The following is a 22,046-nucleotide window of genomic DNA, read 5'->3' as shown; positions in this document are numbered from 1 at the left end:
ATGGTCACAGACCCCGTGTCCGGGGCGCGGCGGGACGGTGGTCATCGCCCGCCTGGGGTGAGAGGTATCCCCGGCGCGGGATTGTCGGGAGGATGCTGGCACCAGCGCGATTGGCGCGCGCCGAAAGGTCTTTTCGAGGGGCCGGACGATCATCGGAGGTTGGCATGGGTGTTTCGGTTATGCGGCAGGTGTTGCCCATCCCGTATCAGGGCAGCAACTCACCGGCGACGTACGACGCGAAGGATCCCGACACGGAGTTCCCGCCGCTCGAGCCACTGCTGCCTCCGGAAGGAGCGCCTAACGTGCTGATCGTACTGATCGACGACTGCGGGTTCGGTGCATCGAGTGCCTTTGGTGGACCGGCGAACACCCCGACGTTCGAGAAACTCGCGAGCCAAGGGCTGAAGTACACCCGCTTCCACAACACGTCGCTGTGCTCCCCGTCGCGAGCGGCGCTGCTGTCGGGCCGCAACCACCACACCGTCGGGATGGGAGGCATCACCGAGATCGCCACATCGGCTCCGGGGTACAGCTCGGTGCGACCGAACGACTGCGCGCCGCTGGCAGAGACCTTGAAGCTCAACGGCTATTCGACGGCGCAGTTCGGCAAGTGTCATGAGGTGCCCGTGTGGCAGACGAGCCCGATGGGTCCGTTCGAGAGCTGGCCCTCGGGCGGGGGCGGGTTCGAGCACTTTTTCGGGTTCATCGGCGGCGAGACGAACCAGTACGCCCCGGCTTTATATGAGAACACCACGCCGGTTGAGCCTTGGGGGACTCCCGACGAGGGGTACCACCTCACGGAGGACATCACGGATCGGGCGATTGCGTGGGTGCGCCAGCAGAAGGCGCTGATGCCGGACAAGCCGTTCTTCACGTACTTCGCTCCTGGCGCCACACACGCTCCTCACCACGTTCCGACGGAATGGTCGGACAAGTACAAGGGTGCGTTCGACGATGGCTGGGACGTGTTGCGCGAGCAGACGTTCGCGCGGCAGAAGCAGCTCGGCGTGGTTCCGGAATCGGCCGAACTCACCGCGCGGCACGAGCAGATTCCAGCGTGGGACGACATGCCCGTCGAACTCAAGCCGGTGCTCCAGCGGCAGATGGAGGTCTACGCGGGGTTCCTCGAGCACACCGACCACCACGTCGGACGCCTGATCGACGCGCTCGACGAGCTGGGTGTGCTCGACGACACCCTCGTGTACGTGATCATCGGCGACAACGGCGCTTCCGCTGAGGGCGACGTCAACGGCTGCTTCAACGAACTCATCAACCTCAACGGCGCCGGCGCCATGCAGACCCCGGAGTTCATGGCCGAGCGGATCGAGGACTTCGGCACCCCGGCGGCCTACAACCACTACGCGGTCGGCTGGGCCCACGCCATGAACACGCCCTACCAGTGGACGAAACAGGTCGCTTCGCACTGGGGTGGCACCCGCACCGGAACGATAGTGCACTGGCCACGCGGCATTCAGGCCACCGGCGAGACGCGCCACCAGTTCCACCACGTGATCGACGTCGCCCCGACAGTTCTCGAGGCGGCTGGCATCCCGGAGCCCACGTTCGTGCACGGCGTGCAGCAGCATCCGTATGAGGGCGTGAGCATGGCGTACACGTTCGACGACGCGAAGGCTGCAGATCGGCGGCGCACCCAGTACTTCGAGATGTTCGTCAACCGCGGCATCTATCACCAGGGGTGGACGGCCGTCACCCGGCACTCGATCCCCTGGGACCAGGGCAAGCCGCTTCCGCCCATCGACACCGACGTGTGGGAGCTGTACGGCCCCGACGACTGGACCCAGGCGCACGATCTCGCCGCGGACAACCCCGACAAGCTCGCGCACCTGCAGCAGAAGTTCCTTCTCGAGGCGGCTAAGTACAAGGTGTTCCCGCTCGATGACCGGCGCATCGAACGGTTCAACTCCGACCTAGCCGGACGGCCGACTTTGATCCGCGGTAAGCAGCAGGTGCTGTTCGGCGGCATGGGCCGGCTCACCGAGAACGTCGTCCTCAACGTCAAGAACAAGTCGCACGCGATCACTGCTGACCTCACGGTTTCCGACGAGACCGCGACCGGGGTCGTGATCGCCCAGGGCGGAGCGTTCGGAGGGTGGGCAATCTACCTGCACGAGGGGCGGCCGAGCTACTGCTACAACCTCTTCGGCATGCACCGCACCCACGTCCGCGCCGAAGCGCCTCTGGCAGCGGGCGACCACCAGGTGCGGCTCGAGTTCACCTACGACGGCGGCGGACTCGGAAAAGGTGCCACCGCTGAACTGTACCTAGACGGTGAGCAGGTCGCGACTGGCCGCATCGACGCGACCGTGCCGCTGGCATTCTCAGGGGACGAGACGATGGACGTCGGCTCCGACACCGGCACCCCCGTCAGCGACGATTACACGAGCCGCGGCAGTATCTTCTCCGGAAAGGTGCACCGCGTGCAGATCGATCTCGGCGACGACGCCCACGCACACGATCACCTCATCCGTCCGGAAGATCGCATGCGCATCATCACCACCCGTCAATAGGCGAGTCGTGTGACCTCGTGCATGCGAGTGCCACGCAGTCCGCGCGCCGGTACCGAACAGCCATAGTCAGTCCGCCGACCTGGGCGTTCTCCCAACCGAGTTACCCGTGTCCGCCGCCGTGCGTCGGCGTGCCCATAGGCTGGGCGCATGCCTGCGTTCTTGTATCCCGCGTTACCGGATCGCGGGGATGGGGCGCGGTTGGGTGGCGCTCCGCCATCGGCGATCGAGACGCATCCGCTTCTGGAGACGCATCGGTATCTGCTGACTCTCGCCGCGGGCTGCGCGTCGTGGACGGGCGGCCGTGAGGTGTCGGTGGTGCTGCGTGCCGGCTTCGGCATCGAAGACGAGGATGTCGTCTATCCGGACATGGCTATGCGGGCAATCGTCCATGACCCCTCGCCGCGTGGCGGGCGGGACGACCTGGGGTGGCCAGGGCTGCGTGCGACAGCGCTCATCCAACGCCCGGACGCCGCGTCCACGCCGGCCCTGGTGCGGATCGATGACGAACCCGTCTTGATCCAGAGCGAGCCGGCATTCGCTGATGCCGTGCGCGCCGATGGGCATCGCTTCCTCTTTCAGATCGATGAGGACGGGTGGCCCGTGGAGGGCGAGCTCGAAGACCTCATCGAGGAGTATCTGTGGGGATTCGGCTCGGTGTACTTCTACGGCACACCGGGCGCGGACGGGATCGTGCGCGACGTCGTCGCAGGCTTTCTCGATTTCTAGCCGAACGCGAGAACACCGCTGGCAGCTCGCAGCCCTCGAACCGCTGTCGATAAACTGCCCCGGTGAACACCGTCGAATATGAGGTCGTGACGCCGGACGGCGACACAGACCCGATCCCGGTGGGACCTCACGATGACTGATCCGTCCGGAATCGACGGCGCGCCGACTGGGCGGCTCACGTTCCGCACCGTGTGGGGTGGTCCGTCGCCGCAGACGGGCTTCATCGAAGAGGTGGAGCGGATCAAGCAGCGCCTACGCACGGTGGAATTCTCGTATCATCTCGACCTCTTCCTGACGGTCGGAGGCGAGATCACGCCCGTGCTCGCGCCGTCCGGGTTGCGGACACCGCGGGTGTTCCTGTCGCGACGCACTGCCACGGGAGAGATCCGGATCAGCAACGACGATGTCAGCGCCGCCGCTGCTCCCGTCGCCTTCCTGCGGCAGACGATCCACCAGGCGATCGCCGACCTCTTGAGTCGCATCGCTGCTCGTGACCCTGCCTTCGACGCGGACGCGGAGCGAGCGAAGATCGCCTTCCTCATCGAAGACGAGGCCACCGTCGACGCTCAGGCCGTTCCCGCTGCGGAGACGCCTGCTGCCGAGAGGATGCGCGAGTGAAAGCGCCTAACGATGCCGAGCTGTCACGCCGGTGGACACCTGATCGGCTGGCTGCGCTGCAGGAGCAGATCCTGGAGCAGGCGCGCATCGTGAAGGGTCCGCATCGGTTCGATACCGACTGGCCGGCGACGGACGAGGGACTGCTTGATCTGCGCGGCGTGAAATCGGGGCGCGAAGGTCTGCAGTTCCGGTTCGTCACCTTGTCCCGCGTTGATTTCCGCCGTGCGCGCGGCCGCCTGATGTTCTTCGAGTCCGAGCTCTCCGACTGCCTGTTCGATTCGGTGTCGTTGACCGGGCAGCCCCGTTTCGATCGCAGCTTCGTGCGATGCAGTTTCCGCGGAGCTTCACTGAAGGGACTGGCGATCGGCACGCAGATCACCGAGTGCGACTTCACAGGCGCGAACCTGCGCACGGTGAGATCGTTGCCGAACACTCGATTCGAACGCTGCATCTTCGACGGTGCCGACCTCAGCGGAGCCGACTTCTCGGATGCCACCTTCACGGACTGCACTTTCGTCGATGCCACCTTCTCCGCGGGCACGAGCTTCACCCGGTGCACATTTCTGAACACGTCCGTCGCGTTCGGTCTCGCGCGCGTGACACGCTCCCATCGTGAGGGCGAGCCGTTGCCGGACCAATGGGACGGCGAGGAGCACGCCGACGCCGCGCGTGAAGCGTACGCGCAGCGCTATGCGCGTGCCGCGGCCGCGGGGCGTGCGGACGATCTGCCCTTGGACCCGGAGGTCGAGAGTTAGCGGCTCAGCGTCGTGCCGCTGCCGTCGAACAGGAGTCTCTCGACGACGTCGTTCCGTGCTGCCGGCCGCGCGATGATGTACCTCAGCAGATCCTCGAAGTGAGAGAACACGACAACCGCCTCTTCGAACTCCGGCTCCGTTCCGTGGACGACAGCTCCATCGTCTCGCACGGCCAGGTACTCGTATCCGCCGCGGACGGAAAGCAGGACGGGCACGTGGCGCTTCCAGAAACGGGAGACCGCGACCAACTCATCATCCGTTGTCGCCGCCTGGATGCTCAGCTGTTCGAACTCGTTCCACGCGAAGGCATCCTCCGAGCCGGTCGAATAGTCGTGGCGGGAAAGGAACCACACGGTCTCGTCTGCGTTCGACAGCTGTGAGAACGAAGACACCCAGCGGATCACCGGTTCGGGCGCCGTGTGCAGCGCTGAGGGAATTCCGTCTTCCATGGACAGCGGCGGCTCACACGTCCAGCCGGCTTCCCGCAAACATGCGGTGGCGCGTCGGAAGAGTTCCGTCATGAGCCCAGGCTACCGAGCAGTCTCTTCAGGCAGAAGGTCACGTGGTCGCGCCGGTGTTGGCCCATTCCAGTGTCGACAGCTTCGCCTCGATCGTCTCGAGCCCGACGTGACCGCATCCGACCAGGGTGAGCCGGCGCAGTCGGGGAAGGTCGTTGACGGCGGCGATGCCGGTGATCTTCTTGCAGTACTGGATGTTGACGATCTCGAGTCGCTGGAGGGCAGCCAGCTCGGAGATGTCACCGAGAGCAGTGAGATTCTTCAGCCGCAACGACTCCAGCTGGGGGAGCACGCTGATCCCGGTGAGGCTCGTCAGCGTACGGCCACCGATCAACCCGAGCCGGCGAAGCCCGACCGGTTCGACGAGGCGGAAGATCCCCTCGTCTGTGGGAACGTTCAACAGGTTCAATTCCTCGAGCGGCAGTTCGAGCGCCTGCCGCACATTGTTCAGAGATCTCTGCGGGTAGAGGGAGAGGGCCCGGAGCTGGGGGAAGTGCTCGTTCTTGAAACGGAAGGGTTCGCCGACGTAGAGGGTCCTCAGGTTCGGCACCACCACATCCGGCCACACCAGGGTCCGCTCACCGATGTGCACCGAGAGCTTTTCCAGACTCTCGGGGAGATCGCCCTGCCGCAGCTCGGTGACGACGGTGGGGAGGACCCGCCCCGGGCCGATGCTGAGGGCTTTCAAGCTCGTCATCGCCGAGATGATCTCCGGGAGACGGTCGATCGGTCCGTCCAGCGGAGACCACAGGTGCACATCGGTGATGCGCGACAGCTGCTCGGCATCGTAGGGCTGGTCGTAGAACACGAGGTCCCTGTCCGGCACGTCGAACTGATCCTGGTGCGCACTGTGCAGCACCATGGTCCGTTTGCTCATGCTGTCCTCATCCATTCACCGGTGTGCGTCCGCGGACTGTCGTCCCCGCCGCACAACTCAGACTAGTTGTGGTGCTGTCGTCGCTCCTGCCGCGCCGGGCCGGTCCCGCAGCGCCTGCGCACGCTCCGCGCGCATCCTGGTCGTCGGGATAATGGAGAGGTGACGTTGACTCAGGAGGTCGTGACCTACGACGGTTTGCCGGCCTCGGCAGGAGGCGCGCACTCGCTTCGCACGAAGAATCCCCGCACTGCCTACGAGAGCGTGCAGGCTTTCCTCGACGCCGCCGTGGTGACCATCGGCGCGCCGGAGATGTCCTTCCAGCTCTGGGCCGGAGGCCCGCCCGACGAAACAGACCGTCTCGAATCGTTCGCGGCCGCGCATCTCGGTGGGCCGCAGAGCCGGCAGCGCACGCACACGCAATGGCGGGTTCGCGCAGATGACGTCGATGCCACGCTCGACGCCCTGAATGGTGCGGACTCGAGAGCGGTGACCGCCCCTGGGCACCCGCTGGCCTCGCTGGTCTGGAACGCGCCGGTGGCTCTCGTCGACCCGGGGACAGGATCGCCGTACGAGGGGATCGATGCCGCTGCGTTCGGTGGGTTCGCGGTGGACGGCTACGGGCGCCTCCTCGGCGCCTCCGGCGTGCGTGCCACGTTCGGCACGACGGCCTCTTCTCTTTCGCTCTGGCTCGCGTTCCCCGCCGACGACCGGTTGCACCATGCTGCCGCTCACGTGCAGAAGCACCTGCCCTTCCGTCTGTCGGCGAAGCACTGGCGCCGGTGGCGTGCCACGAAAGACGGGCAGTCGTACCGGGCGACCAAGATCACGTCACCGCTGGTGTCATGAGCACGCCCTCGAAGCTCCATCGGCTCTGCGTCTTCATGACGCCCGCGGATGAAGAACAGTTCAGCGACGCCGTGCGAACCAGTCTTCCTGCGGTGAGGTTCGTCGACGCCACCCAACAACCCGAGACACTCACCCCGGAGTTTCGCTCCTCACTGAGCGAGTGCGCGGGCCCTCACGTCACCCTCGTGGACACGAGCATCATCTCCGAGAGCATGTTCCATCGCGATCTTGTGGTGCCTCACCCCTCCGGTCAGGGGTGGGTGTATGCGATCGTCGGCGCCGGCCTCGCGAGCCTCGTGCGGTCACGTTCCGACGATGACGGTCTGCGGAACGGCGAGTTGCGGGCATCCGTGCCGGAAGAAGACAGCCGCACTGCCGAGTATGTCCGGGACCTGATGCGTGTGGCGCGCACCGGCGGGAGGGGCGTGTTCGCGGTCGACCCGATGACGAAGATTGTGGCGCCGCGCGCGGAGAGGAGCTTCGTCGCCTGGCCGGATGCCGCATCCCGTTTCGGGGCGAAGGATGCTCCGTTGCTCACGAACGGCCCCACAGCCTGGTTCACCGTCGAGCGCTGAGGAGCTGACCGCGAGGAATCTCAGAGCCTGACGGCGGGCAGCGGTTTGACGTCGTGACCCCGGGCGCCGAACGATCCGCGCGCCCGCGCCTGGATCAGAGGCAACGCTTCGGAGAGACTTCCGCCGAGTCGGTGGAGCGAATCGAGCGAGCGAGACTCCCAGACGGCGAATTCCCCGTCCGGGGTGCGCGACGAAGTGTCCCACAGCAGCGCGTCACCGTTCTCGCTCCACCCGAACACTCGCAACGACACCGGCCGCGACCAATCGGCATCGGGCTCGACCATCCACTCGAACTCCTCTTCCTCGCCCTCCCGATACACGGAAAGAAATCGAGCGGTGAGATTCTCCCCGCGCCCCTGAAGGCCGTCGGCGAAGCCGGGAAGAACGGGTGGATAGATCAGCCAGAGGCCGAAGAGTCGAGCCCAGCCCGCATGCCGGATGAACGCACGATACGACTCGGGAAACCCTGCTCCGTCCGGAAAACGGTACGAATCGAGAAGCTCCAGATCGACGTGTTCGAGAGTCGGACGACCATTCACCGTCAACTCGTCAGGCATGGATCGATTCTAGGAGGAGGGTCCTGAGGGTGAGGGAATCAGGGCACGAGCACGATGCGCCCGAACACCTCACCGGCATCCATGAGTCGGTGCGCCTCGGCGGCGGCGCTCAGGGGGAGGGTGTCGTGAATCACGGGGGAGAGGATGCCGCGGACGGCGTCATCGAGCATCTCGCCTCGTACCCGGATGAGCTCGTCGCGTGGCACCGTGTCGAGGCTGAGCGTTCCGAAGGTGATCGATCGGCGGAAGCCGGCCAGAAGCGCGGTGCCGAAGTCGGCGGGCGGGAATCCGCCGACCACGCCTACGGCGATCACGCGGCCGTTGGGCGCGAGTCGCTCGATGAACCGGGGAAGATCGGGGCCGCCGACGATGTCGAGGATGACGTCGAACTCGGACGGGGCCTCTGGATCGCCCGCGCCGGCGCGGTCGAGCACGTGCGTGGCGCCGAACGCCCGCAGCCGCTCCCCGCGCTCGCGAGACGACGTGGTGACGGCGATGGTCGCGGCGCCGGTGCGAGCGGCCAGCTCGACGCCGGCCAGACCGATGCTTCCGGCGGCACCCCGCACGAGCACGGATTCGCCCTCGACGAGGTGAGCGCGTTCGAGCGCGAAATGCGCGACCGGCGCCGCGCCACCCAGGGTCACGGCCTGGATGGACGAGAGTTCGGATGGCAGTGCGACGACGTCGTCGGCGCGTGCGATCACGTACTCGGCGTATCCGCCCGAGATCCCTGTGAATGCCCAGACGCGTCGGCCGACCCACACGGGATCGACGTCGGCCCCCGTCGCCGTCACGACACCGGCTGCCTCGCTTCCCGGGATCATCCCCGTGTCGCGGGTCGCTTCGGCGATCCCGCCTCGGCGGATCACGACGTCGACCCCGCCGACGCCGATCGCCTCCGTTCGAACGAGGACCTCGCCGAGTCCGGGCATCGGGACGGGAACGTCCGTCAACTCCATTCCACTCGGGTCGCCGAAGGTCCGGATGATCGTTGCGCGCATGGGTGCACTCCGTTTCGCGGCGGGAGGTTCGGACCCGCCTCCGGAAACGTAATGGACGCCTGCGTCCACTTAGCTAAAGTGAGACACATGTCCACGACTCTGCCTCAGGACCTGCGCTCCGACGCGAAGGAGAACCGTGACCGGGTGCTCGCCGCAGCGCGCGAATTGTTCGCGACCGACGGCCTCGACGTGACGATGCGAGAGATTGCCCGACACGCCGGTGTGGGCCCGGCCACCCTCTATCGGCGGTTCCCGACGAAAGCCGATCTCGTCCGCGCGGCCTTCGTGCACGAGCTCGACGCCTGTCGCTCGATCGTCGTCGACGCGCTTGCCGACACCGATCCGTGGCGCGGTTTCCGGGGCATCATCGAACGGGTATTGGTGCTCAACGCCCGGAACCAGGGCTTCACCGACGCTTTCCTCTCCGCCTACCCTGATGCCGTCGACTTCCGGGCACAGCGCGAGGATGCAGTGCGGGCGATCGTCGCCGTCGCTCGTCGTGCCATCGACGTCGGCGCACTGCGCGCCGACTTCGTCCTGGACGACTTCCTGATCGTCCTGCTCGCGGCGCGTGGACTCTCTCGCACGACGGAGGCGGAGCGCACCCGTGCCGCGCGTCGCTACGCGGCGCTCGTCATCGACGGACTACGCGCGTCCGACCGGCACGGACCGCTACCTCCCGCGCCGCGGCTCATCCCGAGCGTCATCCCGGGGTAGACCGCGTGCCTCCCTGACGAAGGTGCGGACGACTACCGAAAGAGCCGGGACCTGGCCGGGACCTGATGCATGCAAGCCATGCAATCCCGCGCTCGGTAGGCTGGCGATACTGCGTCCGTGTGAGGGAGCGATATGCCCGATCTGTCCGACCCGAACACGCCGGGGGAGAAGCTCATCGCCGTGGTCGGCCCCGGGGCGATCGGCACCACGGTGGCGGCGGCGCTGCAGCAGGCGGGACGGACTCCGCTGCTCTGCGGCCGCTCTCCACGCGATCAGCTGGAGCTGCGGCACGGTGATGACATCGTCACCGTGCCGGGGCCGGTGCAGACCGACCCTGCACAGGTCGGAACCGTCGATCTCGTCTTCCTCGCCGTCAAAGCGACGCAGACCGATGCGGCGGCACCGTGGCTCGCCGCACTGTGTCGCCCGGACACCGTGGTGTGCGTGCTGCAGAACGGCGTCGAGCAAGCGGCGGCGGTGGCGCCCCACGTCCCAGATTCGCCCGTCGTGCCGGCCGTCGTCTGGTTCCCCGCGCAGCCGCAGACCGACGGGTCCGTGTGGCTGCGGGGCGATGCGCGCCTGACCCTGCCTGACGTCGACCCGGCCCGCGTGGTGCAGGAGGCACTGCGAGGAAGCTCATGCGCTGTCGAGCTGACGGCCGACTTCACGACGGTCGCCTGGCGCAAGCTGCTGCAGAACGCGGTGGCGGGGCTCATGGTCCTCACAGGTCGTCGGGCGGGCATGTTCGCCCGCGACGACATCGCCGAACTGGCTCTGGCATATGCGCGCGAGTGTCTGGCTGTCGCCCGGGCGGAGGGTGCTGCTCTGAGCGACGAGGTGCCGCGCGAGATCGTCAGCGCGTTCCAGAGCTTCCCGGCGGATATGGGAACGTCGATCCTCACCGACCGCGAAGCTCGTCGACCCCTCGAGTGGGACATACGCAACGGCGTCATCGCGAGACTCGGGCGGAAGCACGGCATCCCGACACCGCTCAGCGATGTCGTGGTTCCGCTGCTCGCCGCGGCGAGCGACGGGCCGGGGTGAAGAGCCCCGGGATCCGAAGCAGATCCTGAGGGAGAGTGCTGCGGGTCGCGATCTGCTCAGTCCTTCAGCCGGCTCCGCACCGCGCGCTCGGTGAGCACGGTGAAGTAGTCGGTGACCCTGGCGCTCGAGATCTTGTCGAGCTCTTCGGATGCCAGTGAGGAGATGTGCTCGCGGTCCATGTCGGGATAGCTCTCCGCGATGCGGTCCGTGACCTGCTTCACGATTTCTTTCGAGTCGATGTTTGTTGCCACGATCGCGATGCTACGCCCCTCCTCGCCGTCGCTCGAGGAGTTCTCCAACTGTTCTTGTTGGCGCGGTACGCTGTGCGCCGCAGGCAGCGCGCCGTCCCCCTCGGCGCGCATGTGGAGTGGAGAGAGTCACGATGGCGAAGACGAAGAAGGCCGTGAAGTCGGCCCACGCAGCCCTGGATGCCGCAGCGGAAGCCGCGAAGGACGCGAAGCGCCTGAGCAAGACGCTGCCGAAGAAGGATGCGAAGAAGCTCCGCGATCTCGCCGCTGAGGCGAAGGACGTCGCCGGTGCGAAGAAGAAGAAGGTGGAGCGCAGCCCGCGCAAGGTCGAGAAGAAGGCGGTCGCCGCGATCGACCGCCTCGAGAAGGCTGCAGGCAAGATCGAGTCGCGGCTCGCCGCCGAAGCGGATGCCGCGAAGCAAGCCTCCGAGAAGGCGGCGAAGGCGGCCAAGAAGGCTGCCGCGAAGACGGCGGAGAAGGATGCGAAGAAGTCGCAGAAGGCCGAGCAGGAACAGGCTCCCGTTCGGGTGCCGGTGGATGCTGCCATCCCGGACGCGAGCCCCGACGCCCTCCCGGCGGCGGAGCCCGTCGCGATCCCGGCCACGAACTCGGTCGCGAAGGTCGGTGACGAGCAGGCCGCCGAAAAGCCACTTGCACCCGTGGCGAAGCCGGCCGCGAAGCCGGTCTCGAAGACGCCCGCCAAGACGCCCGCGAAGACGGCCGCGAAGACACCCGCGAAGACGCCCGCCAAGACAGCCGCGAAGCCGGCCGCATCGGCACGCAGCACGCCGCAGAACGCCGGATCGTCGACAGACCTCTCGACGCTCACGGTGGTCCAGCTGCGCGCGCAGGCCCGGGACCGCGGACTTTCCGGATACACGAGACTCACCAAGGCGCAGCTGCTCGATCTGCTCTCCGTTTGACCGCCGTGCAGGAGTATCTGGACCGCTCGAAGGCTGCGACCGAACCGCGAACGCTGATCGACATCCTCCGGGCGTCGGCGGCGGAGTATCCGCAGGCTTCGGCTCTGGAGGATGCGGCAGGAGCGCTGAGCTACGCCGAGCTGATGGCGCTCGTCCGGCAGACGGCCGCACGCCTGCACGCGCTCGGCGTGCAGGCGGGAGATCGGGTCGGCGTCCGCATGCCGTCGGGCGATCGAGAGCTCTACGTGTCGATCCTCGGCATCCTGGCGGCCGGTGCGGCCTACGTGCCGGTCGATGCGGACGACCCGCCGGAGCGTGCGGATTTGGTCTTCCGCGAAGCCGCGGTCGTCGGTGTGATCACCGGCAGAGGGCACTATGAGCCGCGGGACGCGGACGCGCGGCCGGCGACGAGCAGGAGGCTCTTCGACGGCGAGGCCCCGCACCCCAGCACGAGCACGCTTCCCACGGTCCCTCCGCCGACGCCCGTTCAGGATGCGTGGATCATCTTCACCTCCGGCTCGACGGGTGTGCCGAAGGGCGTCGCGGTGACGCATCGTTCCGCCGCGGCCTTCGTCGATGCGGAGGCGCGCCTCTTCCTGCAGGACGCGCCGCTCGGCCCCGGCGACCGCGTGCTGGCCGGCCTCTCCGTCGCGTTCGACGCGTCCTGCGAGGAGATGTGGCTCGCCTGGCGCCATGGCGCGTGCCTGGTCCCGGCCCCGCGGGCGCTGGTGCGCTCGGGCGAGGACCTGGGGCCGTGGCTTCTCGGCCACGGCATCACCGTCGTGTCGACGGTCCCGACGCTCGCCGCGCTCTGGCCGCAGGATGCGATCGAGAACGTGCGCCTCCTCATCTTCGGGGGAGAGGCGTGCCCGCCCGAGCTCGTCTCCCGGCTGGTCGCCGACGGTCGCGAACTCTGGAACACCTACGGACCGACCGAGGCGACGGTCGTCGCGTGCGCCGCCCTGCTCAACGGCGAGGGTCCGGTCCGGATCGGCCTTCCGCTGGACGGCTGGAGTCTGGCCGTCGTCGGAAGCGATGGTGTCCCGGTCGCCGACGGCGAGGTCGGCGAGCTCATCATCGGCGGCGTCGGACTCGCCCGCTACCTCGATCCGGCCAAGGATGCCGAGAAGTACGCGCCGATGGCGTCCCTCGGATGGGACCGCGCCTACCGATCCGGCGATCTGGTCCGGGCCGATCCTGCCGGGCTGCTCTTCCAAGGGCGTGCCGACGACCAGGTGAAGGTCGGTGGACGACGGATCGAACTGGGTGAAGTCGAATCAGCCCTGCAGTCTCTGACGGCCGTCTCCGCGGCCACCGTGGTCGTCCAACGCTCCGAGGCGGGGGTCCCACTGCTGGTGGGCTACGTCGTCCCCGGCGACGGCTTCGACCGTCAGACCGCGCGAGCGGAGTTGGCCGACACGCTGCCCGCCCCGCTGATCCCGTTGCTCGCGGTCGTCGACGACCTGCCGGTGCGCACCTCGGGCAAGGTCGACAAAGCCGCGCTGCCTTGGCCGCTGGTCGACACCGACGCGTCGGACTCCTCGCTGTCGGGGACGGCTGCGTGGCTCGCCGAGCAGTGGGTCGCCGTGCTCGGGATCCGGCCCGCGGGCGAGAAGGCCGACTTTTTCCAGCTCGGCGGCGGCTCGCTCGCCGCCGCTCAGCTCGTGTCGCGGATCCGCGTCCGAGCGCCGGAATTCACGATGGCCGACGTGTATGACCTGCCGCGCCTTCGCCAGATGGCGGATGCCATCGAAGAGGATGCGACAGAGGGTGGTGACGCGCAGAACTTCAGTACCGCGCATCCCACTCCGAGAGCGATGCAGTGGGTGCAGACGATCGCCAGCGTGCCCCTGTTCATCCTGACCGGGCTGCGGTGGACGCTCTGGCTGCTCACGGCGAGCTGGATCCTTCAGCTGGTGCCGGGGTTCGAGTTCCTGCCCGATGTGCCGGGGTGGGCGATCCTCATAGGCCTCCTCGTCTTCGTGACGCCGCTCGGTCGCATGGCGCTCTCCGCCGGATTCGCGAGGATCCTGCTCCGCGGTGTGCGCGCGGGCGATCATCCGCGCGGTGGGGGCGTGCACCTGCGTCTCTGGCTCGCCGAGCAGATCGCCCACCAGATCGATCCCGTCGGCCTCGCCGGTGCCCCGTGGGTGACGTACTACGCGAGAGCTCTCGGCGCGAAGATCGGGCCGAACGTCGACCTGCACGCCCTCCCTCCGGTGACCGGGATGCTCGAGATCGCCGAGGGCGCGGCGATCGAGCCGGAAGTCGACCTCTCCGGGTACTGGATCGACGGAGACACTGTGCGGATCGGCGGCATCCGCATCGGTGCCGGTGCGACCATCGGTGCCCGCAGCACTCTCGCACCGGGCGCCAAGATCGGCAGGAACGCCGAGGTCGCACCGGGCTCCGCGGTGTTCGGCCGGGTGCGCGCGGGGCAGCGCTGGGCGGGTTCTCCCGCCGCGCGCGTGGGCGGCGTCTCCAGCCCGCTGGCTCCCGAGCGTCCCCCCGCTCCCCGTCGCTGGCTGTGGATCTACGGTCTCTCCTCGGCGGGGCTCGGATTACTGCCCTTCGTCGCCTACGCGGTGGGTGCGCTCGTGATCGCGCAGGGAATCCGGGGAGCAGATTCGGTGCTGGCCGCTGTGCCCGCCGTCATCGCCTGGCTCGTTCCGGCGACGCTTGCGGCCGGCGTCACCCTGGCCGCCGCCGTCCTCGTGCTCACGAGACTCCTCTCCATCGGACTGGTCGAAGGCATCCACCCCGTTCGAGGGCGGGTGGCCTGGCAGGCGTGGACGACCGAGAGACTGCTCGACTCGGCACGGACGATCCTCTTCCCGATCTACTCGAGCCTGTTCACGCCGATCTGGCTGCGGATGCTGGGCGCGAAGGTCGGCCGGGACGTCGAGGCATCCACGGTGCTGCTGATCCCCTCGATGACCACGATCGACGACGGCGCTTTCCTGGCGGACGACACCATGGTCGCGGGCTACGAGCTCAAGGGCGGCTGGATGCGCATCGATCAGGCGCGGATCGGCAAGCGCGCGTTCCTCGGCAACTCCGGCATGGCGGGCCCGGGGCATCGCGTGCCGCGAGACGGCCTCGTGGCGGTGCTGTCCGTCGCTCCCGAGAAGTCCAAGCCGGGATCCTCGTGGCTGGGGTCCCCGGCGATGCGACTGCGCCGAGTCGTCAACGACGCCGATCTCGAGCGCACGTTCCAGCCTCGCCCGGGGCTCCGCGTGGCTCGCGCACTGTGGGAGCTGTGCCGCATCATCCCGGTCGTGATCAGCTGCGCGCTCGGGCTGGCCGTGCTCCTCGTCCTCGCGACGATGATCGAGACCTGGGGACCCGCGATCGCCGTCGTGCTCTCCGGAGCGGTCATCGTGGTCGCGGGCGGCGTCGCGGCGGCCGTCAGCACCGCGGCGAAGTGGCTCTTCGTCGGCCGCATCCGAGTCGGCGAGCACCCCCTCTGGTCGAGCTTCGTGTGGCGGACCGAGGTCTCCGACGCCTTCACCGAGATGGTCGCCGCGCCCTGGTTCGCCAACGCTGCCGCCGGCACACCCGCGCTGGCGATCTGGCTGCGATCCCTCGGCGCGAAGATCGGCCACGGCGTCTGGACTGACAGCTATTGGCTGCCGGAACCCGACCTCGTGACCCTCGGCGACGGCGCCACGGTCAACCGCGGATGTGTGGTTCAGACGCATCTGTTCCATGATCGAGTGATGAGCACCGACACCGTGACCCTCGAAGAGGGTGCAACCCTGGGCCCGCACAGCGTGATCCTCCCTGCGGCATCGATCGGCGCGAACGCGACGGTGGGCCCCGCATCCCTCGTCATGCGCGGGGAATCGGTACCCGAGGGAAGTCGATGGAGCGGCAACCCGATCGGGCCCTGGAGAGCGGTCAAGGTCCGCGCCTACCAGTCGGCCGACGCATGACCGGCGATCCGTACACCCCCCAGAGCGGTGATGAGAACCTCCGCATCGACCACTACGACCTCACCCTCGACTACAAGGTCTCCACCAATCGGCTGAGCGGGACCGCCGTCCTGCACGGTCATGCCGTCGCCGCGACCCGAGCGCTGTCCCTCGACCTCACCGGGCTGCGCGCGTCGCGTGTGCGCCTCGGGGCCGCAGCGGCGGAGTTCCGCCAGAGCGACCGCAAGCTCCGGATATCGCTCCCGCAGGCACTCGCTCCCGGCGCCCCGTTCTCGGTGACGATCGCGTACGCGGGCGCACCCCGCCCTCGCCGGTCTCGCTGGGGAACGATCGGCTGGGAGGAACTCGAAGACGGCGTGATCGTCGCCTCGCAGCCGACGGGTGCCCCGACCTGGTTCCCCTGCAACGATCTGCCGTCCGACAAGGCGACCTACGCGTTGACCTTCACCACCGAATCCGCCTACACGGTCGTCGCGGGCGGAGCGACCTCGTCGTCTACTCGAGGTGGCAAGACGACGTGGACGTTCCGGCGCGACGTGCCGACTCCCACCTACCTCGCGACCGTGCAGATCGGACGGTACGTCTCGCGGCCCGTCGCTCTCGGCGGAGTGCAGGGCGAGCTTCACTACCCGCGCGCGTTGGAGTCGCGGGTGCAGGCGGACTTCGCGGATCTGCCGGCGATGATGACGGTGTTCGAGGAGGCATTCGGCCCGTATCCGCTGCCGGACTATCGGGTGGTGGTGACGGAGGATGAACTCGAGATCCCCCTCGAAGCGCAGGGCGTGGGGATCTTCGGATCGAACCACGCCGACGGAGCCGGGGGATCGGAGCGTCTGGTCGCGCACGAGCTCGCCCACCAGTGGTTCGGGAACAGCGTCGGGCTCTCATCCTGGCGCGACATCTGGCTCAACGAGGGATTCGCCTGCTACGCCGAATGGATCTGGTCCGAGCACTCGGGAGGACCGAGTGCTCATGAGAAGGCGCTGACGCACTACGGCCGACTCGCTGTGCTCGCGCAGGACATCGTGATCGACGAGCCCGGCCCCGATCTGATGTTCGACGATCGGATCTACAAGCGCGGCGCGCTCGCTCTGCATGCCGTCCGCATGGCGGTGGGCGACGAGATCTTCTTCCGGATTCTCCACGAGTGGACAGCGCGTTTCCGCTGGTCGACGGCCACGACCGCCGACTACGTCGCGCTGGTGGAGGAGGTCGCCGCGCTCCCGTTGGCCGGGCTGCTTCGTGCGTGGGTGCACGAGCCGGAGCTGCCGGCGTTCCCTGTCGTGGCGGCGTGATCGGGGTCGGCCCGCGAGCTCAACCGGGAGCGGATGACGGCGCGAGGGCGACGCTCACGATGTGGCCCGCGGGTCCCGGTGCGGAGGCCACCTCGAAGCCGCCCGGATTCCCCGGCACTCCTCCGGCTCGACCATCGGGGAGCAGCACCGCCGATGGCCGTCCGAACGAGACGTCTGCGGGGGAGACGCGCATCCCTCGACCGTCGGCCTTCACGACGGCCTCGATCTCGGTCCACGCCCGCAGGCTCGGCGGTGTGTGCGGGGAGAACAGGCCCGTCAGCTCCGTGAGCGGAGCGTCGTCGTCCGTCGAGCCCGGCTCGATGTCGATGCCGAGTGCCGATGCCGCTTCCAGGGGGACAGCCGCAGCGATCACCATCTCGCCCGCATAACTCACACTGACCGCGTACGGGGTGCCCGCGACGCGAGGGCGGCCATGGTCGCTGCTGCCGCAGTGTTCGCAGAGGCTCTCGATCGTCGCAGCATCCGTGACGAGTGCGGGAATGAGCTCGGCGAGAAGCAGGCGGCCGACGGCGAAGCGTCGTCCGGCATCGGCATCGAGGCTCCGGTATCGACGCAGCGCGGCATCGCCGAGCTCCTGCATCCCGGCATCGAGGTCGGTGGCGGAAGGATGCGCCGATGCCCACGCGATCTGCACGGGACCCCATGCGCGGTGCTCGAACATCACCGTCCTACCGTACCCACCGGCCTCCGAGCAGATGCCCGGCGACCACGATCGTGTTTCGCAGTCTTCAGTGAGGACCGTCCGTCGCGGTCGTCCGGCGTGTGCGTGTCGAGATCCCGACGGCGATCACCGTGGCGACGGCGAAGGCGGCAAGCATCACGACGATGTAGAGATTCACGCCCGACGCTGATGGTGACGAACTGCCGGGGATCGTGGCGGCACTCAGAATGCTGCCTCCGACGATGTTCATCACGACAGCGCCGACACCGAGCATCACTTGCACGAGGGAGGCCACCACGCCCTGTCTCTCTTCGTTCACGAGCGTCGTCGCGAGGTTGAAGCCGGAGGTGACCAGCGCCCCTGCGGTCAGCCCGAGGAAGCCGGCGCAGATCGCAGCGGGCAGGAAAGACCCCGTCGACAGGAAGAGGCCGAACCCGGATGCGAGCCCGATGAGCGCGCCCCCGGCGAGGGTGCGTGCGGGGCCGATGCGACCTCCAAGCCATCCGGCGACGACCCCTCCCATTGCGGCGCCGAGCGCCGGCAGCGCGAACATGAGACCGAGCGAGTTCGATTCGCCCGCGAGGCCGTACCCGAGCCCCGCCTCGAGTGGGGTCTGGCCGATGATGCCGATCAGTTGCAGTAGAGCCTGATATGCGCCGGTGCCGAGGACGACGACCATCAAGGTCGCCACCAGGGGTCGAGTGAGCTTGCGCAGATCGACGACGGGCTCGGAGGTGCGCAGCGCGGAGAAGATCCAGGCGACCAGGAGGGTGACACCGGTGAGAAGCGTGACGAGCAGACCGAGATTCGTCCATCCCGCGGTCGGCGCGAGGCTGATGTATGCGAGCACTCCGGCGAGTCCGAGCCCCAGGAGGAGGGCGCCGACGACATCGAGTCGGCTGCGGACGTGCACGGGCGATTCGGGTAGGAAGGCGCGCACGGCGATCGCGGCGATGAACGCAAGCGCGGCGGACACCACGAAGACCGCGCGGAAGTCGAACGCTTCGACGACCGCCGCGAAGAGGAACGGCGATGCGATTCCGAGGATCGCCGAACCGGAGGTGACGATGCCGACAGACGTCATCCCGACGCTCGCGGGGAACATCTGACGGATGTACACGACGGTGATGAAGACCGAACCCACGGCCGTTCCCTGGACGACGCGGCCGAGCAGGAAGATGGCCATATTCGGGGCGACCAGGCAGATGAGCGCCCCGATGCCGCCGGCGAGCAGAGCGAGTACGAGGATGCGACGTTTACCGTAGATGTCTGCGCTCTTGCCCAGTAGCGGTGCCCACATCGCCCCTGCCAGGACGGCACTGGCGTTGAGCCAGGCGCTCTGGTCCGTGCCGAAGAATTCGGCCATCTGCGGCAGCACGAGCAAAGGGGCGACGATGACCGTGTCGACGAGGGTGTTCGCCACGATGAGGATCGCCACCCACCAGACGAGCCGTCCGCTCCATCCGTCGCGGTCTCGGCGCGCGGGTTCGGTCGTGGCAGAAGGGGATTGGGTCATGGCTCGCTCCAGGGGTCGGTGCGACGGATCGTCGCCGAATGTTCTGGACATTGTGAGAGCGGGGTGTTGCCGTCGGTCGAGGATGCAGGAAACGGACGCGCGGAGAGGCTTCTCCGAAGAAAATGTCGTTCCGGGAGTCGAGCGCGAATGAAACGGCTAGCATCGGCTGAGGTTGCTCGGCTGCCGCTGCTCGCGGTGGCTCCGGATTGCGTCGGGGGAGAAGGTGACTCATGACGGTCGATGGTTCACGCGCGCGTCGCCCTGGCGGTCGTACGCGACTCGTCACGGAGCGACTGTGGGCGGCGGCGCTGGAGATCATCGCCGAGAAAGGGATCGACGGCCTGCAGTACGAAGAGCTCGCGTCCCGAGCGCAGGTCGGTCGTGCGACGGTCTACCGGCGGTGGCCGAACCGCGACGACCTCTTCCGCGATGTACTCGCGCGCTTCGCCGAGACCTCGGTGTCGATCGAAGACACCGGCGACATCGTCCGTGACCTGACGACCTTCCTGCATTCTTTCGCCGACGCCGCCGCATCACCCGCCGGCCGCGCGGTGCTCCAGATCCTGCTGCGCCGTGCCGGTGAAGACGATGGGCTTCTCCGAGTGGGAGTGGAGCTGCTGGACCGTCGCACCGAGGAACTGCAACGACGACTCGACCGGGCGGCCGAGGCTGGGCAGCTGCCCGAAGTGGAAGCCCCCTTCGTCAACATGATGCTCGTAGGGCCGGTGCAATGGTTCGTCCTGCGTCGGGAGCAGCCGTTCGTCCTCGACGATGCTCGCGCGATCGTCGAGCTCGTCGTTGCCGGATTGTGGCGCACGGCCGCCGACTGAGTCTCTGATTCTTCGCCTGTCATGTCCGTTGCGGACATTCCCTGCGTCTCGCCGGAAACGCGGCTCCTGACTCTGCTTAGCGAGATAGTGTGTCTCGTTAATGAGTGAGGACGGCTCACTCCGACGAAGGGACTCATCATGGTTGACACCTCGAGCTTCGGTTGGGACGGCCACGTCGCGCCCACGCCGTTGGAGGAGTATTCGAAGCGCTACGCCGACTTCTTCGAGATGCGTCGAGAGGGCGGCATCCTCGAACTGCGCCTGCACACCGACGGCGGCCCGTACGTGCACAACTGGGCGGCGCACAACGCGTGGAACCGCGTATGGCAGGACGTCGGGAACGACCCCGAGAACCACGTGCTGATCATCACGGGAACCGGCGACACCTGGTTCCGGGGGGATCCGCGCCAGACCTGGCCCAAGCCGCTGGTCGAAGAGACGCCGGACTACATCTTCCAGCAGACGATCGACGCCTGGAAGCTGATCGAGAACTTCGTCAACAACATCGACATCCCCACCATCGCGGCGGTCAACGGCCCGGGGATCCACACCGAGTTTGCGCTGATGTGCGACGTGACCCTGGCCGCCGAGGACGCGGACTTCATGGACCCCCACTTCATGGTGGGAACGGCGCCTGGTGACGGCCTCGCCCTCGCCCTGCAGCATCTGATGGGCACCAAGCGCGCCGCCTACGCCATTTACGGGGGAACGAGTATCCCCGCACGCAAGGCTCTGGAGTACGGTCTCGTCAGCGACGTGCTGCCGCGCGAGGATCTCCTGCCGAAGGCGTGGCAGCTCGCACGCGACATCATGAAGCGGCCGCGTTTCGCACGCTGGTCGACGCACAACATCATCAACCGACCGTGGCGCAAGCTCGTGACCGAGGACTTCGGTTTCCACTTCTCGCAGCAGTCGCTGGCCACCGTCGCAGCCAAGATGCTCATCCCGGACCCCGAACTGGTCGCCGACGCGCGCGAGCGCAAGGTCTGGTGACACGGATGGCGGAGGCGTCGGCATCTCTCGTACGCACAGGCGCGGGAGTCACCTCGTTCCGTGCCGAGGGTGCCGGGCCTCCGCTCATCCTCGTCCACGGACTCCAGATCGGCCAGGAGCTGTTCGATGAGCTCCGTGTGCACCTCGAGAAATCGTTCACGGTGATCACCTACGACCAGCGCGACCGCGGGAGCACGGCATTCGAGCCCTCGGCCTACACGACCGACGACCTGGCCGATGATCTCGCCGCACTGATCGAGGCGCTCGGCTTCGCACGCGCACACGTCTTGGGGGCATCGTTCGGGGGAATGGTGGCTCAGGCCTTCGCCCTGCGTCATGCCGACCGTCTCGGGGGCCTCGTGCTCGGCGCCAGTTCGCAGGCCCCGTTCCGCAGGGAGCGGATCGCGGGTCCCGTCGCGGACCTGCTCATCGCACTCGAAAGCGGAGATGAGCACAGTGCAGCGGCCGTGCTCGCACAGATGGTGCCGGCGGCGACGTCTGCGGCGCCGGCGGCGGGCACATCGATGCGGGCGGATCGCGGCGACGGGTTGATGCGGCGCTTCGCCGCGACCCGCGGCTTCGACACGCGTGGTCGACTCGGGGCGATCGTCGCCAGAACGCTGGTCATTCACGGGCGTGATGACGCCGCGGTGCCGCTGGACGACGCCCTGTCCATGGTCGGCGAGATCCGCAGCGCGGACGCACTGCTACTCGCGCATTGCGGGCACTCGTGGGAGAACGAGCATCCCGCTCGCGCCGCATCGGCCATCACCGCCTTCCTCAGCGCCGTGTCGCTCGACTCCGTGAATGCATGATCCCCGGCCGCCGGAGGAGTTCTCCGAGCAGGCCGCCTCGCGCGCCG

Annotated in this window: 21 protein-coding genes; 14 read left to right on the top strand and 7 right to left on the bottom strand. The window is 67.7% G+C overall.

Annotation, left to right across the window (positions count from 1 at the left end):
• Positions 1–164: 164 nt before the first annotated feature.
• The 4 genes from CQ034_RS06040 (at position 165) to CQ034_RS06025 (ending at position 4,627) form a co-directional block, all read left to right on the top strand.
• Positions 165–2,528 (top strand): arylsulfatase, encoded by a 2,364-nt coding sequence (locus CQ034_RS06040; RefSeq protein ID WP_105710258.1) that lies wholly within the window; start codon positions 165–167, stop codon positions 2,526–2,528.
• Positions 2,529–2,675: 147 nt separating this feature from the next.
• Positions 2,676–3,254, top strand: coding sequence for a hypothetical protein (locus CQ034_RS06035; RefSeq protein WP_105710257.1), 579 nt, complete (start codon positions 2,676–2,678; stop codon positions 3,252–3,254).
• Positions 3,255–3,386: 132 nt separating this feature from the next.
• On the top strand, positions 3,387–3,872 hold the full coding sequence (locus tag CQ034_RS06030) for a hypothetical protein (RefSeq protein WP_181156218.1): 486 nt from the start codon (positions 3,387–3,389) through the stop codon (positions 3,870–3,872).
• Positions 3,869–4,627 carry a pentapeptide repeat-containing protein gene (locus tag CQ034_RS06025; RefSeq protein ID WP_105710256.1) on the top strand — a complete coding sequence of 253 codons (759 nt, stop codon included), beginning with the start codon at positions 3,869–3,871 and terminating at the stop codon, positions 4,625–4,627. Before CQ034_RS06030 ends, CQ034_RS06025 begins: the two co-directional genes overlap by 4 nt.
• Here the strand turns inward: CQ034_RS06025 and CQ034_RS06020 are convergent.
• Both CQ034_RS06020 and CQ034_RS06015 read right to left on the bottom strand, forming a co-directional pair.
• Entirely contained in the window at positions 4,624–5,148 is a 525-nt protein-coding gene (locus CQ034_RS06020; protein WP_146114807.1) for a hypothetical protein, read from the bottom strand. The genes CQ034_RS06025 and CQ034_RS06020 overlap by 4 nt on opposite strands.
• A gap of 37 nt (positions 5,149–5,185) precedes the next feature.
• On the bottom strand, positions 5,186–6,022 hold the full coding sequence (locus CQ034_RS06015; RefSeq protein WP_146114806.1) for a leucine-rich repeat domain-containing protein: 837 nt from the start codon (positions 6,020–6,022) through the stop codon (positions 5,186–5,188).
• A 159-nt stretch (positions 6,023–6,181) separates the two neighbouring features.
• On the opposite strand from CQ034_RS06015, the gene CQ034_RS06010 reads away from it, so the two are divergent.
• Together CQ034_RS06010 and CQ034_RS06005 are read left to right on the top strand one after the other, a co-directional pair.
• On the top strand, positions 6,182–6,868 hold the full coding sequence (locus CQ034_RS06010; RefSeq protein WP_105710253.1) for a hypothetical protein: 687 nt from the start codon (positions 6,182–6,184) through the stop codon (positions 6,866–6,868).
• Positions 6,865–7,443 (top strand): hypothetical protein, encoded by a 579-nt coding sequence (locus tag CQ034_RS06005; RefSeq protein ID WP_105710252.1) that lies wholly within the window; start codon positions 6,865–6,867, stop codon positions 7,441–7,443. The genes CQ034_RS06010 and CQ034_RS06005 overlap by 4 nt, the downstream gene beginning before the upstream one ends.
• A gap of 20 nt (positions 7,444–7,463) precedes the next feature.
• Here the strand turns inward: CQ034_RS06005 and CQ034_RS06000 are convergent, their stop codons facing one another.
• Together CQ034_RS06000 and CQ034_RS05995 are read right to left on the bottom strand one after the other, a co-directional pair.
• Complete coding sequence (locus tag CQ034_RS06000) at positions 7,464–8,000, bottom strand: hypothetical protein (RefSeq protein WP_105710251.1); 537 nt, start codon at positions 7,998–8,000, stop codon at positions 7,464–7,466.
• 38 nt (positions 8,001–8,038) lie between these two features.
• The gene (locus tag CQ034_RS05995) at positions 8,039–9,001 is read right to left on the bottom strand and encodes a zinc-binding dehydrogenase (protein ID WP_105710250.1); all 963 of its coding nucleotides are present in this window, start codon (positions 8,999–9,001) and stop codon (positions 8,039–8,041) included.
• An 87-nt stretch (positions 9,002–9,088) separates the two neighbouring features.
• On the opposite strand from CQ034_RS05995, the gene CQ034_RS05990 reads away from it, so the two are divergent.
• Positions 9,089–9,718 carry a TetR/AcrR family transcriptional regulator gene (locus CQ034_RS05990; RefSeq protein ID WP_105710249.1) on the top strand — a complete coding sequence of 210 codons (630 nt, stop codon included), beginning with the start codon at positions 9,089–9,091 and terminating at the stop codon, positions 9,716–9,718.
• A 132-nt stretch (positions 9,719–9,850) separates the two neighbouring features.
• Positions 9,851–10,762 (top strand): oxidoreductase, encoded by a 912-nt coding sequence (locus CQ034_RS05985; RefSeq protein ID WP_105710248.1) that lies wholly within the window; start codon positions 9,851–9,853, stop codon positions 10,760–10,762.
• 56 nt (positions 10,763–10,818) lie between these two features.
• Here the strand turns inward: CQ034_RS05985 and CQ034_RS05980 are convergent, their stop codons facing one another.
• On the bottom strand, positions 10,819–11,013 hold the full coding sequence (locus CQ034_RS05980; protein WP_146114805.1) for a three-helix bundle dimerization domain-containing protein: 195 nt from the start codon (positions 11,011–11,013) through the stop codon (positions 10,819–10,821).
• Positions 11,014–11,144: 131 nt separating this feature from the next.
• Between CQ034_RS05980 and CQ034_RS05975 the strand changes: the two genes are divergently transcribed.
• The 3 genes from CQ034_RS05975 to CQ034_RS05965 are packed head-to-tail and all read left to right on the top strand — an operon-like array spanning position 11,145 to position 17,163.
• Positions 11,145–11,933: a hypothetical protein gene (locus tag CQ034_RS05975; protein ID WP_105710246.1), complete on the top strand. Its 789-nt coding sequence runs from the start codon at positions 11,145–11,147 to the stop codon at positions 11,931–11,933.
• Positions 11,930–15,868: a Pls/PosA family non-ribosomal peptide synthetase gene (locus tag CQ034_RS05970; RefSeq protein WP_105710245.1), complete on the top strand. Its 3,939-nt coding sequence runs from the start codon at positions 11,930–11,932 to the stop codon at positions 15,866–15,868. Before CQ034_RS05975 ends, CQ034_RS05970 begins: the two co-directional genes overlap by 4 nt.
• Positions 15,865–17,163 carry a M1 family metallopeptidase gene (locus tag CQ034_RS05965; protein WP_105710244.1) on the top strand — a complete coding sequence of 433 codons (1,299 nt, stop codon included), beginning with the start codon at positions 15,865–15,867 and terminating at the stop codon, positions 17,161–17,163. The genes CQ034_RS05970 and CQ034_RS05965 overlap by 4 nt, the downstream gene beginning before the upstream one ends.
• Before the next feature lie 19 nt (positions 17,164–17,182).
• Here CQ034_RS05965 and CQ034_RS05960 read toward each other — a convergent pair whose 3' ends face one another.
• Both CQ034_RS05960 and CQ034_RS05955 read right to left on the bottom strand, forming a co-directional pair.
• Positions 17,183–17,848, bottom strand: coding sequence for a 4'-phosphopantetheinyl transferase superfamily protein (locus CQ034_RS05960; RefSeq protein ID WP_146114804.1), 666 nt, complete (start codon positions 17,846–17,848; stop codon positions 17,183–17,185).
• A gap of 64 nt (positions 17,849–17,912) precedes the next feature.
• Entirely contained in the window at positions 17,913–19,361 is a 1,449-nt protein-coding gene (locus CQ034_RS05955) for an MFS transporter (protein WP_105710242.1), read from the bottom strand.
• A gap of 230 nt (positions 19,362–19,591) precedes the next feature.
• Between CQ034_RS05955 and CQ034_RS05950 the strand changes: the two genes are divergently transcribed.
• The 3 genes from CQ034_RS05950 to CQ034_RS05940 all read left to right on the top strand — a co-directional run bounded on the left by CQ034_RS05950 (position 19,592) and on the right by CQ034_RS05940 (position 21,999).
• Positions 19,592–20,191, top strand: a complete 600-nt coding sequence (locus CQ034_RS05950; protein ID WP_105710241.1) for a TetR/AcrR family transcriptional regulator — start codon at positions 19,592–19,594, stop codon at positions 20,189–20,191.
• A 138-nt stretch (positions 20,192–20,329) separates the two neighbouring features.
• Complete coding sequence (locus CQ034_RS05945) at positions 20,330–21,184, top strand: enoyl-CoA hydratase/isomerase family protein (RefSeq protein WP_105710240.1); 855 nt, start codon at positions 20,330–20,332, stop codon at positions 21,182–21,184.
• Between the two features lie 5 nt (positions 21,185–21,189).
• Positions 21,190–21,999 (top strand): alpha/beta fold hydrolase, encoded by an 810-nt coding sequence (locus CQ034_RS05940; RefSeq protein ID WP_105710239.1) that lies wholly within the window; start codon positions 21,190–21,192, stop codon positions 21,997–21,999.
• The last annotated feature ends 47 nt before the right edge of the window (positions 22,000–22,046 follow it).

This window comes from Microbacterium sp. MYb45 (genome assembly GCF_002979655.1).
Lineage (GTDB): Bacteria > Actinomycetota > Actinomycetes > Actinomycetales > Microbacteriaceae > Microbacterium.
The sequence above is the reverse complement of the archived record's forward strand: the minus strand, read 5'-3'. Positions and strand labels throughout refer to the sequence as shown.

Bases quoted from the DNA above. Each gene is read 5' to 3' on its own strand.
- CQ034_RS06030 (WP_181156218.1), top strand. From the start codon at position 3,387: ATGACTGATCCGTCCGGAATCGACGGCGCGCCGACTGGGCGGCTCACG.
- CQ034_RS05965 (WP_105710244.1), top strand. From the start codon at position 15,865: ATGACCGGCGATCCGTACACCCCCCAGAGCGGTGATGAGAACCTCCGC.
- CQ034_RS05955 (WP_105710242.1), bottom strand. From the start codon at position 19,361: ATGACCCAATCCCCTTCTGCCACGACCGAACCCGCGCGCCGAGACCGC.
- CQ034_RS06035 (WP_105710257.1), top strand. From the start codon at position 2,676: ATGCCTGCGTTCTTGTATCCCGCGTTACCGGATCGCGGGGATGGGGCG.
- CQ034_RS06040 (WP_105710258.1), top strand. From the start codon at position 165: ATGGGTGTTTCGGTTATGCGGCAGGTGTTGCCCATCCCGTATCAGGGC.
- CQ034_RS06020 (WP_146114807.1), bottom strand. From the start codon at position 5,148: ATGACGGAACTCTTCCGACGCGCCACCGCATGTTTGCGGGAAGCCGGC.
- CQ034_RS05940 (WP_105710239.1), top strand. From the start codon at position 21,190: ATGGCGGAGGCGTCGGCATCTCTCGTACGCACAGGCGCGGGAGTCACC.
- CQ034_RS06005 (WP_105710252.1), top strand. From the start codon at position 6,865: ATGAGCACGCCCTCGAAGCTCCATCGGCTCTGCGTCTTCATGACGCCC.
- CQ034_RS05995 (WP_105710250.1), bottom strand. From the start codon at position 9,001: ATGCGCGCAACGATCATCCGGACCTTCGGCGACCCGAGTGGAATGGAG.
- CQ034_RS05985 (WP_105710248.1), top strand. From the start codon at position 9,851: ATGCCCGATCTGTCCGACCCGAACACGCCGGGGGAGAAGCTCATCGCC.
- CQ034_RS05945 (WP_105710240.1), top strand. From the start codon at position 20,330: ATGGTTGACACCTCGAGCTTCGGTTGGGACGGCCACGTCGCGCCCACG.
- CQ034_RS05990 (WP_105710249.1), top strand. From the start codon at position 9,089: ATGTCCACGACTCTGCCTCAGGACCTGCGCTCCGACGCGAAGGAGAAC.
- CQ034_RS06000 (WP_105710251.1), bottom strand. From the start codon at position 8,000: ATGCCTGACGAGTTGACGGTGAATGGTCGTCCGACTCTCGAACACGTC.
- CQ034_RS06015 (WP_146114806.1), bottom strand. From the start codon at position 6,022: ATGAGCAAACGGACCATGGTGCTGCACAGTGCGCACCAGGATCAGTTC.
- CQ034_RS05975 (WP_105710246.1), top strand. From the start codon at position 11,145: ATGGCGAAGACGAAGAAGGCCGTGAAGTCGGCCCACGCAGCCCTGGAT.
- CQ034_RS05950 (WP_105710241.1), top strand. From the start codon at position 19,592: ATGACGGTCGATGGTTCACGCGCGCGTCGCCCTGGCGGTCGTACGCGA.